12 protein-coding genes are annotated in these 13,725 nt (G+C 72.5%); 6 read left to right on the forward strand and 6 right to left on the reverse strand.

The features are described 5' to 3' along the window. The first annotated feature begins 51 nt into the window (after positions 1–51). The 4 genes from IE269_RS20040 (at position 52) to IE269_RS20055 (ending at position 6,822) form a co-directional block, all read left to right on the forward strand. Positions 52–2,232 (forward strand): alkaline phosphatase family protein, encoded by a 2,181-nt coding sequence (locus tag IE269_RS20040; RefSeq protein WP_189824415.1) that lies wholly within the window; start codon positions 52–54, stop codon positions 2,230–2,232. Between the two features lie 81 nt (positions 2,233–2,313). After that, entirely contained in the window at positions 2,314–3,690 is a 1,377-nt protein-coding gene (locus IE269_RS20045; RefSeq protein ID WP_189824416.1) for an amino acid permease, read from the forward strand. Between the two features lie 97 nt (positions 3,691–3,787). After that, positions 3,788–4,849 (forward strand): ATP-binding protein, encoded by a 1,062-nt coding sequence (locus tag IE269_RS20050; RefSeq protein ID WP_189824417.1) that lies wholly within the window; start codon positions 3,788–3,790, stop codon positions 4,847–4,849. Positions 4,850–5,031: 182 nt separating this feature from the next. Then, complete coding sequence (locus tag IE269_RS20055; protein ID WP_189824418.1) at positions 5,032–6,822, forward strand: vWA domain-containing protein; 1,791 nt, start codon at positions 5,032–5,034, stop codon at positions 6,820–6,822. Positions 6,823–6,838: 16 nt separating this feature from the next. Here IE269_RS20055 and IE269_RS20060 read toward each other — a convergent pair whose 3' ends face one another. The 3 genes from IE269_RS20060 to IE269_RS20070 all read right to left on the reverse strand — a co-directional run bounded on the left by IE269_RS20060 (position 6,839) and on the right by IE269_RS20070 (position 9,598). After that, entirely contained in the window at positions 6,839–7,486 is a 648-nt protein-coding gene (locus IE269_RS20060) for an LPXTG cell wall anchor domain-containing protein (RefSeq protein WP_189824419.1), read from the reverse strand. Positions 7,487–7,691: 205 nt separating this feature from the next. Next, the gene (locus IE269_RS20065; protein ID WP_189824420.1) at positions 7,692–8,579 is read right to left on the reverse strand and encodes an LLM class flavin-dependent oxidoreductase; all 888 of its coding nucleotides are present in this window, start codon (positions 8,577–8,579) and stop codon (positions 7,692–7,694) included. 74 nt (positions 8,580–8,653) lie between these two features. Beyond that, on the reverse strand, positions 8,654–9,598 hold the full coding sequence (locus IE269_RS20070) for an NADP-dependent oxidoreductase (protein ID WP_189824421.1): 945 nt from the start codon (positions 9,596–9,598) through the stop codon (positions 8,654–8,656). 181 nt (positions 9,599–9,779) lie between these two features. Here IE269_RS20070 and IE269_RS20075 point away from each other — a divergent pair, with 181 nt between their 5' ends. Then, on the forward strand, positions 9,780–10,385 hold the full coding sequence (locus tag IE269_RS20075; RefSeq protein ID WP_189824422.1) for a hypothetical protein: 606 nt from the start codon (positions 9,780–9,782) through the stop codon (positions 10,383–10,385). Here IE269_RS20075 and IE269_RS20080 read toward each other — a convergent pair. Next, positions 10,354–11,160, reverse strand: a complete 807-nt coding sequence (locus tag IE269_RS20080) for a helix-turn-helix domain-containing protein (protein ID WP_189824423.1) — start codon at positions 11,158–11,160, stop codon at positions 10,354–10,356. The two genes, IE269_RS20075 and IE269_RS20080, sit on opposite strands and share 32 nt — an antisense overlap. A 93-nt stretch (positions 11,161–11,253) precedes the next feature. On the opposite strand from IE269_RS20080, the gene IE269_RS20085 reads away from it, so the two are divergent. After that, a complete protein-coding gene (locus tag IE269_RS20085; RefSeq protein WP_189824424.1) occupies positions 11,254–11,559 on the forward strand; it encodes a 4a-hydroxytetrahydrobiopterin dehydratase in 306 nt (101 codons plus the stop codon). On the opposite strand, the gene IE269_RS20090 is transcribed toward IE269_RS20085, so the two are convergent. Together IE269_RS20090 and IE269_RS20095 are read right to left on the reverse strand one after the other, a co-directional pair. Further along, on the reverse strand, positions 11,544–12,536 hold the full coding sequence (locus tag IE269_RS20090; RefSeq protein ID WP_189824425.1) for a LysR family transcriptional regulator: 993 nt from the start codon (positions 12,534–12,536) through the stop codon (positions 11,544–11,546). The two genes, IE269_RS20085 and IE269_RS20090, sit on opposite strands and share 16 nt — an antisense overlap. 247 nt (positions 12,537–12,783) lie before the next feature. Then, on the reverse strand, positions 12,784–13,638 hold the full coding sequence (locus tag IE269_RS20095) for a Rossmann-fold NAD(P)-binding domain-containing protein (RefSeq protein ID WP_189824426.1): 855 nt from the start codon (positions 13,636–13,638) through the stop codon (positions 12,784–12,786). Positions 13,639–13,725 lie beyond the last annotated feature (87 nt).

The raw sequence follows: 13,725 nt of genomic DNA on the forward strand, positions 1-13,725 counted from the left end.
TTCGGGAGTGCCCCGCCCGCTGTGACAGGCTGGCCGGACACGAGGGGCCGGATGCATACGAACAGAGGTGGACACGGCGTGGTGGCCGAAGGGCGTTGGCGAAGAATCGGCTGGCGGCGGGCGGGCGGCACGCTCCTGCGCGTCATCACCGTGTGGGCGGTGTCCACGCTCACCATGCTGGCGCTCGCCGGGATCCTCCCCGAGTTCCAGCTCCAGGGCGACGACTCCGAGTCGCTCACCGACGTGGCCCTCACCGCCGCCTGGGCGGCCGGGGCCTTCGGGCTGCTGTCCGCACTGGTGTGGCCGCTCGTGGTGCGTGCGCTGCTCCTCGTACCGGCGCTGGTGCTGGGGCTGCTCGCCTTCTTCCTCAACGGGTCACTGCTGCTGGTCGCGCTGAGCATGCTGCCCCAGGGGAGCGGCGAGGCCGACCCCGAGACCGCCGTGGTCGTCGCCGCCGTCATGTCCGCCGTCGCCTCCGCGACCTCCACCGCACTCGCCGTCCGCGACGACGAGGCCTACCGGCGCAGACTCTCCCGGCTCGCCCAGCGCCGCCGGGGCGGCAAGCGCGACGCGGGCCGGCATGGCATGCCGGGCACCGTCTTCCTCCAGCTCGACGGCCTCGGCCACGACACCCTGCGCCGCGCCCTCGACAAGGGTCTGATGCCCACCGTGGCCTCGTTCCTGGACGGCGACCTGCCGAGCCACCGGCTCAGTCCCTGGCGCACCGACTGGTCCAGCCAGACCGGCGCCAGCCAGCTCGGCATCCTGCACGGCTCCAACCACGACGTGCCCGCCTTCCGCTGGTACGAGAAGGAGACCGGGCGCACCATGGTGTGCTCCAGCCCGGCCAGCACCGCCGAACTCCAGAACCGCGCCATCGAGCGCACCGGCGACGGCGGCCTGCTCACCTACGACGGCGCCAGCCGCGGCAACCTCTTCTCCGGCGGCGCCGACCAGCTCGCCCTGGTGCTCTCCATCGCCGCCCGCCGGGGCCGCAACAACCGCTCCCGCGCCGGATACTTCGCGTACTTCTCCGACCCCGCCAACGCCGTCCGCACCGCCATGTCCTTCGTCACCGAGGTCGGCCGCGAGATCCACTCCTCCCTCCGCTCCCGGCTGCGCAAGGAGACCCCGCGCGTCGGGCGCGGCGGGCTCTACCCCTTCATCCGGGCCTTCGCCACGGTCGTCCAGCGGGACGTCGTGGTCGCCGCCGTCATAGGGGACGTCCTCTCCGGCCGCACCGCCATCTACGCCGACCTCGTCTCGTACGACGAAGTCGCCCACCACTCCGGGCCGCGCAGCCGCGACGCCGACAACATCCTGCGCCGCCTCGACCGGTCCGTCGCCCTGATCGCCAAGGTCGCCGAGCACGCCCCGCGCGCGTACCGGATCGTCCTGCTCTCCGACCACGGCCAGAGCCCCGGCGAGACCTTCGAGGGCCGCTTCGGGCTGACCTTGCGCGATTACGTCCGTGCGAGCTGCGGTCTCTCCGTCCCCCGCCGCGCCCAGCGCACCCGCAGCGGTGCCGAAGCCCGCGACGCCGTGCGCACCGTCCTGCACCGCCCCGTCGACCTCAACGAGGCGGCGCTCTCCCACCCCGCCGGGTCCGACGCCTCCGACCCGATCGTGCTGGCCTCCGGCAACCTCGGCCTGATCAGCTTCCCCGACCTCCCCGGACGCGCTTCCCGCGAGGAGATCGACCGCCGCCACCCCGCCCTGCTGCGCATGCTGGCCGGTCATCCCGGCGTCGGCTTCCTGCTCGTACGCAGCGAGGAGCACGGCGCGGTGGTCCTCGGCGCGAAGGGCGCCGAGATCCCACTGTCCGAACTGCGCGACGGCGAGGGCCCGCTGCAGCACTTCGGCACGGGCGCGGCCGACGCGATCCGGCGCACCGACACCTTCCCGCACACCGCCGACATCATGGTCAACTCCTCGTACGACCCGCAGACGGGCCGCGTGCACGCCTTCGAGGAGCAGATCGGCTCGCACGGCGGCCTCGGCGGCGAGCAGACCCACCCCTTCCTGCTCTGGCCGCTCGCGCTGTCCCGGCCGGTCCCCGAGGGGGAGGAGATCGTCGGTGCGGAAGCCGTCCACCAGGTGCTCCGTCGCTGGCTGCGCGAATGCCAGGGCCCGCAGGTGCCCGTCGGCCCCGCGCAGGAATCCCGCCCGGAAGTGGAAGCGGAAGGAGATTTTCCGGTTGTGAGCCGCGCCGTACAGGATGAAAAGGCGTGATTTTGCGCATGCTTCCCCGTACATGACCATGGGCGTCGCCCGGCGACCCTGGGCACTTCGTACGGCGAGAGGCACCACCCCATGCACGACACCGGAACCGCTCCGCAGTCGGATCCGGCTGAGCACACCGAGGACCAGAGCAAGCATTCGCGGCGATTTGGCCTGCTGGCCGCAACGACCCTGGTCATGGGCAACATCATCGGCGGCGGCATCTTCCTGCTCCCCGCCTCCGTCGCCCCCTTCGGCACCATCAGCCTCCTCGCCTTCGGCGTCCTGACCCTCGGCGCGATCTGCCTCGCGCTGGTCTTCGGCAAGCTGGCCAACCAGCACCCGCAGACGGGCGGCCCGTACGTCTACGCCCGGGAGGCTTTCGGCGACTTCGCCGGATTCCTCGCCGCCTGGAGCTACTGGATCACCGCCTGGGTGTCCAACGCGGCGCTCGCCGTCGCGGCCGTCGGCTACCTCGACGTCCTCTTCCCGCTCGGCGACTCGAAGTTCGCGATGATGCTCGCCGCGCTGGTCGTGCAGTGGCTGCCCGCCGCCGCCAACTTCGCGGGCACCCGGTACGTCGGCGCGGTGCAGGTCGTGGCGACCGTGCTCAAGTTCGCGCCGCTGCTGCTGGTCGCGATCGGCGGACTGTTCACCTTCTCCACCGACAACCTCGGCCCGTTCCAGGCCAGCGGGTCCGGAGCGGTCGGCGCGGTGTCCGCGTCCGCCGCGATCCTGCTCTTCTCCTACCTGGGCGTCGAGTCGGCCGCCGTCAGCGCCGGCGAGGTCCGCAACCCGCGCCGCAACGTCGGCCGCGCCACCATCCTCGGCACGCTGGGCGCCGCCTTCGTCTACCTGCTCGGCACGCTGTCCGTCTTCGGCAACGTCCCGCACGACAAGCTCGTCGACTCCGGCGCACCCTTCTCCGACGCCGTGAACCACATGTTCGGCGGCACCTGGGGCGGCACGGTCGTGGCCGGCGCAGCCGTCATCTCCATCCTCGGCGCGCTCAACGGCTGGACGCTGCTCAGCGCGCAGACCCCGTACGCGGCCGCCAAGGACGGACTCTTCCCGTCCGTCTTCGCGACGAAGAAGCGCGGAGTGCCGACCGTCGGCGTGATCGTGACGGTGATCCTGGCGTCGCTGCTGACCGTCTACAACTACACGGCGGGCTCGGACGGCGTCTTCGAGATCCTGGTGCTGGTCACCACCTTCACGGCGACGGTCCCGTATCTGCTCGCCACCGCCGCCCAGCTGTACTTCCTCATCTCCGGGCAGTCCGAGCGGGTCAACCGGGGACGCCTGGTCCGGGACGGCATCCTCGCGGCGCTGGCGGCCGGGTTCTCCATGTGGCTGGTCGCCGGGTCGGGGTACGCGGCGGTCTACCAGGGCGTGCTGTTCCTGTTCGCGGGCGTGATCGTGTACGCGTGCATGTCGGCCAGGAAGAAGCGGGCGGCCACCGCTTCCTGAGGGGCGCTTAATTCGGATGCGCGGTGATGTCCGGTACGCACATGATGGTGCGTACCGGACATTCGTTTACCCCCGTTCACCCCGTGAGGAACCCCGCGTGCAGGCAGCCGTCACCGTCACTCCCGCCCAGATACCCGAGCTGCTGCTCGGCCTCGCGACCGTACGGCCGGTGTTCCTGTGGGGAGCGCCCGGCATCGGCAAGTCGTCGCTGGTGCGGAAGTTCGCGGATTCGCTGGGGCTGGAGTGCGTCAGCCTGCTCGGTACGCAGCTCGCGCCGGAGGACCTGATCGGGGTGCCGCAGATCCGCGACGGGCGGTCGGTGTTCTGCCCGCCGGAGGCCATCGCGCGCGACGAGCCGTACTGCCTGTTCCTGGACGAGCTGAACGCGGCCACCCCCGATGTGCAGAAGGCCTTCTACTCGCTGATCCTCGACCGGCGGATCGGCTCGTACGAGCTGCCGGAAGGGTCGATCGTGATCGGGGCCGGAAACCGGTCGACGGACAACGCGCTGGCCCGGCCGATCGCGTCCGCGCTGGTCAACCGGCTCACCCATGTGCACCTGCGGGCGTCGGCGACGGACTGGCTGGTGTGGGCGGGGGAGAACGGGATCCACCCGTGGGTGGTGGACTATCTGGGCGACCGGCCCGATCACCTGTGGTCGCCGGCGCCGAAGACCGAGGAGCCGTTCTCCACGCCGAGGTCGTGGCACATGCTCTCCGACGCGCTGCACTCCTTCGGGCCCACCCTGGACGAGGAGACCCTGAAGGTCGTCGCGCACGGGACGCTGACACCGGCCCACGCGGTTTCCTTCTGCGGGTACGCGAAGATCGTCCGTCATGCGTACGGGCTCGACGCGATCCTCAAGGGGGACGCGTCGTGGCCCAACCGGATGGAGGACCGCGACCTCCTGTACTACCTGGCGGAGGCCTTCCGGGGGCGGCTGGCGAAGGAACTTCCGGCGGAGAAGGCGCATGTGTCGCCGAGCTTGATGCAGGTGGCGTACCGGGCGAAGGCGCTGCTGGTGCAGTTGGCGGAGATTTCGGTGGAGGTGGCGCAGACGGTGATCGCGGAGGACGATTCCGGCCAGCCGGTGCTTCCGGCGTGGTTCCTGGTGGAGGCGGCGCGGGACATGCCTCGGCTGGTGGAGGCGCGGCGGTAGGTGGGGGTTGCTGTTCCTGCCGGGGGCTCCGCCCCCGGACCCCTGTTTTCGCCCCTGTCCCGCCCCTTTCCCTAAAGCGCTCGCCGCGCGGCTTGTTGGTTGGTTGCTCGCGCAGTTCCCCGCGCCCCTGATGGCGTGCCCTTCGGGCAGCCATCCCCCCCTGACACCGGCCAAGGAGCCCCATGCCCCCCGGCAAGAAGCAGAAGGTCGACCCCGCCGCCGAAGCCTTCGCCGCCGGGCTTGCCCTCGTGAAGCGCAACCCGGCGCTCGCCGCCGTCGAAGCCACCGTCTGCCGCAGCGAGAAGTGCACGCAGGTGTCGTACGACGGCCTCGTCTCCGTCGACTCCAACGGCACCGTGCACGCCCACCCCAAGCACCGCGCCGACCCCCGCGACTGGGCCTGGGCCCTCGCCCACGCCCTCCTCCACCTCGGCTTCGGCCACGTTCCCGCCGACAAGGACACCCGGCCGCAGCCCACCCCCGCCCAGCTCGCCGCCCGCTGCACCGTCGTGAACCGGTTCCTGATGAGTTCCCCCGTGGGGCGCGCCCCGGACGGGCTCACCGCCTCCTACCCCGGCAGTGACGAGGAGGAGCTCGCCGCCCGCTGGCACCGGGACGGGATTCCCGATGTCTTCCGGCACGGCGGGACCAACGGCAGCGAGCCCGACCAGGTCCTCACCCCCTGGAACTACTGGGGGGAGCCCGTCCCCGACCACCAGCTCGCCTTCGCGCACGCCCTCACCCGTACCGTCTCCGCCGCCATGGACGTCGCGGGCGGCCGTCGCGACACCCTCACCGGGGAGCGGCAGAGCCAGCACCCCTGGGACCGGGCGCTCAACTGGTTCGTGTCGTCGTATCCGCTGCTCGGCGGCATCGCGGCGGGGCTCAAGGTGGTCGCCGACGCCGAACTGGCCCGTGCGCACGACATCTCCGTCGCCGCCGTGGACGCCACCGCAGGGGAGATCTACGTCAATCCGCTGCGCCGCTTCGAGGAGGAGGAGTGGCGGTTCGTCCTCGCCCACGAGATGCTGCACGCCGCCCTGCGGCACGGCGAGCGTTCCGGGGGCCGCGACCCGTACCTCTTCAACGTCGCCGCCGACTACGTCATCAACGGGTGGCTGGTCGAGATGCGGGTCGGGGAGATGCCCGAAGGGCTGCTGTACGACGCCGAGTTGAAGGGGCTGTCGACCGAGGAGGTGTACGACCGGATCGCCACCGACCTGCGCCGGCAGCGGCGGCTCGCCACCCTGCGCGGGAAGGGGCGCGGCGACATCCTCGACCGGCCGATCGGGCAGGTCCGCGACTACGTCGACCTCGACGAGTTCTACCGGCGCGGCCTCACCCGGGGCTTCGACCTGCACGCGTACGGGGAGCGGGGGATGCTGCCCGCCGGGCTGGTGGAGGAGATCAAGGCGCTGAGCCATCCGCCGGTGCCGTGGGACGCCCGACTGGCGCGCTGGTTCGACGAGTTCGTGCCCCGGCCGGAGGCGGTCCGGACGTACTCCCGGCCGTCCCGGCGGCAGGCCTCGACACCCGGCATCCCGCGCGCCGGGCGGTACTTCCCGCCCGAGGAGATCGCCCGCTGCACCTTCGGTGTCGTCCTCGACACGTCGGGGTCGATGGACCGCACGCTGCTGGGGAAGGCGCTGGGCGCCATCGCCTCGTACGCGGAAGCCCGCGACGTACCGGCGGCGCGCGTCGTGTTCTGCGACGCGGCACCGTACGACGCGGGCTACCTCCCGCCGACCGAGATCGCCGGACGGGTACGGGTGAGGGGGCGCGGCGGGACCGCGCTCCAGCCCGGCATCGACCTGCTGCTGCGGGCCGACGACTTTCCGGCGTCGGCGCCGCTGCTGGTCATCACGGACGGGTGGACCGACGTCCTGCGCATCCGGCGCGAGCACGCGTTCCTGATTCCGCAGGGGGCGTCCCTGCCGTTCACCGCACGCGGGCCGGTCTTCCGGGTGCGGTGATGGGGTGCCTGCCCGGCTAGCCCAGGCCGACCGTGCCCTCGGCCGTCTTCTTGCGGCGGCGCAGCACCAGCACCCCGCCGCCCGCGAGCAGTGCCGCGCCGATGCCCGCGCCGATCGCCACACCCGGCTCCATGCCCAGCACCTTGCCGCCGTCCGCGCCGTCGGCCAGCTCCACGCCCTCCGCCTTCGCGCCCGCCGGCAGCAGGTCCATGTCGCTGGAACACACCACCGGTACCTGCGACTTGGGCAGGTACGCGCAGACCGTGCTGGCCGCCCGCAGCGCACCCGCCTGCTCCGCGCCCAGCGTCGCCGACGACGTCAGCACCGTCTTGCCGTGCGCCCGCACGTCCGCCGTCCACACCGCCTTGCCGCCCGCCACCTTCGCCTGGTGGTCCGCCGCCGCACCCGAAGCGCCGGTGGGCAGCTCCTGCTCGATGCGCAGCCCGGCGAGGTTGGCCGCGCCCTGGTTCTGGACGGTCACCGTGTAGGCGAGGCGGGAGCCCGAACTGACGGTGTCCACACCGTTGGAGAGGGAGATCGACATGGCCGGAGGCGCGGCAGGCTGGTTCTTGGCCGGGGTCTTGTCGTCCGCGAGCGCGGCAGGGGCGGCAGCGAGCAGCAGCAGAGGTACGAGGGCGCAGGCGTGACGGGTGAAGGCGGGCATGGAGTCCCCTCCGGGAAGGCCGTGGAAGGCGTCGGCCGCGCAGGGCGGAGGCCGTGCGGCGGCCGGGCCAGGGATCGGGGCCCATCCGAGCACCGCCCACCGGCTCCGCCCGCCCGACCGGGCCGCCGACCCGCCGGGATTCACCCACCCGTACGCGCGACGGAGGGGGCGTGCACGGATTCCGCGCACGCCCCCTCCGTACTGCCTACGGCCTGCCCAACGCCTCCCGCACCAGCGGTGCGACCTCCTTCGCGAAGAGGTCCGTCTGCCGGTCGCGGTCGTCCTCGGGCCAGAACACGAACGCGTTCATCCCGGAGTCCCGGTAGAGCGAGACCAGGGTGTCCGCCCACTGCCGGGCCGTGCCGTGGAAGGGGTCCGCCGACTCGGTCTCGGAGACCAGGCCCGCCACGTTGTACAGCTTGCGCAGGCCGTCCAGCTCCGCCGGGTCCCGGCCCGCCTTCTCCGCGCCCTCGGCGATCAACGCGTTGCCGCGGGCGAGTTCGGAGGGCGGGAAGTACATGTTCGACACCACCCAGCCGTCGGCCTTCGCGCCCAGCAGCTTCAGTGCGCGCGGGCCGGTCACGCCGAGCCAGATGCCCAGTCCGTCGTCCGCGGCGGGCGGTCCCGGGTGGGCGCCCTTCACCGCGTAGTGGGTGCCGTCGGTGCGCACCGAGCGCTCCCGGCTCCACACCGCGCGGATCACGTCGACGGCGTCGCTGAGCGCACCGAGCGCCTCGCCGGGCGTGCGGCGCTCGCCCCCGTACGCCTCGATCGCGTCCCAGAACGCGCCCGCGCCGAGCCCGAGTTGGAGCCGCCCGCCGGACAGCAGGTAGGCGCTGGCGGCCGACTTGCCGAGCACGGCGGGCGGTCTCAGCGGCAGGTTCGCCACGGCGGGCAGCACGACCAGCTTCTCGGTGTACGCGAGGATCCAGTTGGCCAGCGTCCAGGTGTCGTAGAACGCGGGCTGGTACGGGTGGTCCTGCACGGTGATGATGTCGAGCCCGGCCTCCTCGATGCGCTTGGCGTTGAGGATCGGGCGCAGCGGGTCCGCCCAGGTGGGATCGACATTCGCGCCGAGCTGTACGGGAAGCATGCGGGCCGCCTTTCTGGCGTGCGGGGACGGGGATCTCCGGCGTGCGGGAGCTGCGGGTGTCCGGTGTTCCCGGGCTACGGGATGATCAGCGTCTTGCCGCGGGCCCCGCCCGAGCGGCTCTTCGCGATGGCCGCCGGGGCCTGCTCCAGCGGCACCCGCGCCTCGATGTCGATCTTCAGCTGACCCGCGTCCACGGCCTGCGCGAGCGTGGCCAGCAGCTCACCGCTCGGCGCCATCTCGAAGCCGATCACCTCGACGCCCTGCGGGGCCCGCGCGGGGTCCTCCTGGTGCAGGCTGGTCAGGGCCACACCGCCGTCGTGCACCAGGGCCGCGTTCGCCGCGAAGTCCTCCTTTGTGCGGGAGACCAGGTCGACGAGCGCGTCCACCCCGTCCGGGTACTCGTCCCGCACCGCCGCCGCCAGGTCCTGGGCCGTGGTGTCGACGGTGACCGCCGCCCCCAGCGCGCCCATCCGCTGCCGCGCCTCGCCCCGCACCGCCGCCAGCACCCGCACGTCGCGCGCCGCCGCCAACTGGGTGAGGTAGGTGCCTACACCGCCGCCCGCCCCGATGACCAGCAGGCTCTCGCCCTCCCGCACGGCCGCGGCCTCCAGGATCTGCGCGGCGGTCATCCCCGCCACCGGCAGGGCCGCCGCGTCGGCCAGCGGGACGCTCTTGGGGGCGCGGGCCACCGGAGCACCCTCCGACACGCTCACATACGAGGCGTACGAACCTTTGCCGATCGCCGCGCCGCCCACCTGCCCGAAGATCTCGTCGCCGACCGCGAACCGGGTCACCCCGTCACCCACCGCAGTCGCCGTTCCGGCGAAGTCCGCGCCCATGACCAGCGGAAACACATGCGGAGCGACACCGTCGAGCATTCCGTCGGCGATCAGCCAGTCGACGGGATTGAGCCCGGCCGCGGCGACCTTCACCAGCACCCGGCCCGGTTCCGCGACCGGATCCGGCACCTCGACGGCCTCGGGCACAGCCCGGAACGCACTGACAGCTACTGCACGCATGGCGGATTCACCTTCTGTGCTGCGACCACCCGGGGGAGTCCGGAAAGTCTCGTATGCCGCTCTTGTGTGACATACGAACCAAGAATCTCCGCTCCTTCTTCCCGCCGCACATCGGCACCCGGGAACCGCCCGCCGGGCCGCCGTGCGTAACGGGCGGGGGGTGCGGCGCGTTGGCCGGACCATGAAGACCTTCCGGATCACGAGGCTCCCGCACCCCGTACGGGCGCTGCGCACCCTGCGGCCCCGCCACCGCGCCGCCGTCGCGCTCACCGCCGTCGCGGTCCTCGGCACGTCGGGGTGGGTGGCGTACGACCGGCTGGCGGCGAGCCTGCACTTCACCGAGTGTTTCGGCGGCTTCGACCCCGACGACCCCCGCCAGGTCGCCTTCGCCGCCGACGACGTCTTCGAGGGGCGGGTGCTGGACCACGACGGCCCCGAGAACCTCGACGACATGCCCGTGGACACGTACGACGTGGAGGTGGGCGCCCGCCACAAGGGCGAGCTGCGCGGGCCGATCACCGTCATCCACCCCAGGAACGGCTCCGAGCGCCTGAAGCCCGGCTCCTCCTACCTCTTCGCCACCAGCCCGTGGACGGAGGAGGACGGCACGTACGACGGCGCCGGGCACGGGATCGTCTCCGGCACCCACCCGGCCCGCGTCCCCGCCCCCGACGGACGCGGGGCCGTCGCCGCACGCTGGCGGTGGGCGGTGGCGCACCCCGTCGACCCCGCGAGCGTGCAGCGGCCCACGACGTTCACCGCTGTCGCAGATCCCGCAGGTAGGTGACGGTCTCCGGGTCGGCCGGGAGCATCGTCTCGATGGCCAGCTCGGCGACCGTCACGTCCATCGGCGTGTTGAACGTCGAGATCGACGACACGAACGACAGCACCCGCCCGTCGTGCTCGATCATCAGCGGCAGCGCGAAGTACGCCTCGGGCGGCGCGGGCTCCAGGCTCGCCCCGTCGTGCGCGGGCGGCAGCGGATACGCCGCCACCTCGTCGTACAGCTCACGCAGCGGCGCCGACCTCAGCAGGGCTATCTGCCGCTCCATCTGGTGCAGCAGATGCCCGCGCCACTGCGGCAGGTTCCGGATGCGCGGGGCCAGGCCCTCGGGGTGCAGGGCCAGCCGCATCGCGTTCGGTGCGGCGAGCAGGTGCGGGGCGACGCCGCCGAGCAGGCCCTGGATGCCGCTGTTGGAGGCGATGACGTTGTACATGCCGTCCACGACCAGCGCGGGGTACGGCTCGTACCCGCGCAGCAACTGGTCGATCCCGGCACGCAGCGCGCCCATCGACGGGTCGTCCAGCGGGGTCTCCGCGAACTGCGGGGCGTAACCGGCCGCCAGCAGCAGGTCGTTGCGCTCCCGCATCGGCACGTTCAGGTGCTCGGCGAGCCGCAGCACCATCTCGGCGCTGGGCCGCGACCGGCCGGTCTCGATGAAGCTGATGTGCCGGGCCGACGAATCGGCCCGCAGCGCCAGCTCCAGCTGACTGAGCCGCCGCGTCTCGCGCCAGTGGCGCAGCAGGGCGCCAACTCCGGTGTCGGTGGAGAGGGTTGTCATGCCACGAAGGTAGCCGCACGACGCGGCGGGTGACCCCCGGCCCGGGATGGTGGGAAGCTGATCCCGTACCACGAAGGTGAAGGGAGACCGGTCATGGCCACGGAACCGTTGTCGCAGAAGGAGATCGAGGACCGCCTGCGGGAGCTTCCCGGGTGGGCCTGGGAGGAGGACCGGCTCACCCGCACCTACCGGGTCGGATCGCATCTCGCCGGGGCCGCGATGGTCGTGCACGTGGCACAGATCCAGGACGACCTGGACCACCACTCGGACCTGCACCTCGGCTACCGCACACTGGCGCTCGCCGTGAACACCCACAGTGCGGGCGGCGTCGTGACGGAGAAGGACTTCGAACTGGCCCAGCGGGTCGAGGAGATCGCACCCGGTCACGGGGCGAGCTGAGACCTGCCCTGCTGGTGGCTGGCGCCGAAGCCCGGTCTGGGCGGCGACGCCAGCCAGCGCGTGTAGCTCGCGCTGCGCGATATCGCCTCCTGGTACGCCACGCCCGTGTACCCGGACACCGCCTTCGCCGCCTCCGCGGCGGGGGCGCCCGGGTGCCAGCCCAGCAGGTGCCGCCAGGCCAGCGGGGCACCGGCCAGGGGCCGGGTGACGATGCCCGGCGTCGGCGGGAAGGTGGCCCGGCACAGCCCCACCGCCCGCCCCACCTGCACCAGGTGCACACAGGACGCCGTGTCCGTCTCGTACACCTGCATCGGTGCGAACCCCGCCCGCGCGCACGCGGCGGTGAAACAGTCCGCGAAACACCCCTCCCCGGGCACGTCCGTCCAACACTCCCCGGAAAGCTGCGAGAGCTCCAACTCCCCCTGCCCGACCAGCGGATGACTCTCCGGCAGCATCACAAAAACCGGATCGACGCCCACGACCTCCCAGCTCACCCGGTCCTGCGCGGGTGGCCGGCTCTCGCCGCAGGTGCCGATCAGCGCGAAGTCGAGCCGCCCCTCGATCAGCATGCTGCTGATCTCCGTCACCGACCAGGTGGTGTACGTCGTCACGGGCACGCCGGGACGCGCCGTGGCCAGCCGGTCCACCAGCCCGCCCAGCAGGGGGCCGTGGGTGGCGCCGAGCCGGAAGCGGTCCAGGTTCGCCCAGGTGTTGGCGAAGCGGACCGCGTCCTCCTGGAGCTCCCGGACGGCGGGCAGCAGAATCCGGGCCCGCTCCAGCACCAGCTCGCCGAGCGGGGTCGGCCGCGACCCCGTGTGGTCCCGGTCGAACAGCGGCCCGCCCAAAGCCCTTTCGATCCGCCGCAACTGGGTGCTCAGCGCGGGCTGCGCGAGCCCGAGCGCCGCCGCGGCCTTGGTCAGGGATCCGGCGTCGGCAATGGCCCGTACGGTCCGCAGGTGACGCAACTCCAGCTCCATACCGGCAAGTTATGGGCACGGGTTACCCCCGGCAAGACACGTGCGGGACTTCTGTGGGCCGAGAGCCGTCCGTGAAGGTGCGTACAGTCGCGATCATGGTGCTGGATAACGACAACGAGGCCGCCCGGTACGACGGGACCCGGGGCGGCGAGCCCCGCGCGGAGGCCGCCGCAGCGGCTGGAGGAGGGGAGGCCCCGCCGCCCGAGGTGGCTGGGCGGAGCCCGAGGACGGTGGGGGTGGAGCCCGCTCAGGAGGTCGGGGGCCAGGTCGCGGAGGTGAAGGTGGTGAAGTCGCGGGGGTCGCGGCCCAGGATCCGGCGTACACCGTCCGTCGTCCCCGCGTTGTGCCCGTCCAGCAGCATCCCGAACAGCCCCGCCATCCACTCCGCCTCGGCCGGCGGCAGGCCGTACCCCTGGAGGGCGGAGGCGTACTCGGCGACCGTCACCGGGACGTAGCGCACCTCCCGCCCCGTCGCACGGGAGAGTTCCGAAGCCACTTCCGCGAAGGTGAGCAGGCGCGGCCCGGTCAGCTCGTACACCTCGCCCCCGTGCCCCGCCCCGACCAGCGTCTCCACGACCGCGTCCGCCAGGTCCTCCGCGTCCACCCACGGTTCCGCCGTGTCCCCGGCGGGGAAGGCGATCTCCCCGGCGGCGACCCCCTCCGCCAGAGCACCCTCGCTGAAGTTCTGCGCGAAGAAGGCCGCACGGACCACGGTCAGCCCCGAGGGCGACCCCCACGCCTCCCGCAGCGCGTCCTCCGCGAGGACCGCGTCCGGCTCGCCCCGCCCGGAGAGGAGGACCAGCCGCCGTACGCCCTGGTCCCGGGCCGCGAGCCCGAAGGCGTGCATGGCCTCCACCGCGCCCGGCGCCGCGAGGTCCGGGTAGTACGTCACGTACGCCGCGTCCGCGCCGGCCAGGGCCGGGCCCCAGCTCTTCTCGTCCTCCCAGTCGAAGCGGACCTCGCCGGTGCGCGAGCCGGCCCGCACGTCGAGGCCGCGTGCCGCCAGCCGCTCGGCGACCCGGCGTCCGGTCTTGCCCGAAGCCGCCGTCACCAGCACGGTGTTGATGTCGTTGGTCTGCGTCGTGTTCTCGTTCGTTGTCATGACTCAAGGTTCGTCCAGCGGCGTTGGACAGAACATGCTCCACAGACTCATGCGCATACGTGTGCGTCCAACTCCGGCCGACCGGCC

The organism is Streptomyces spiroverticillatus, assembly GCA_014650415.1.
GTDB lineage: Bacteria > Actinomycetota > Actinomycetes > Streptomycetales > Streptomycetaceae > Streptomyces > Streptomyces spiroverticillatus.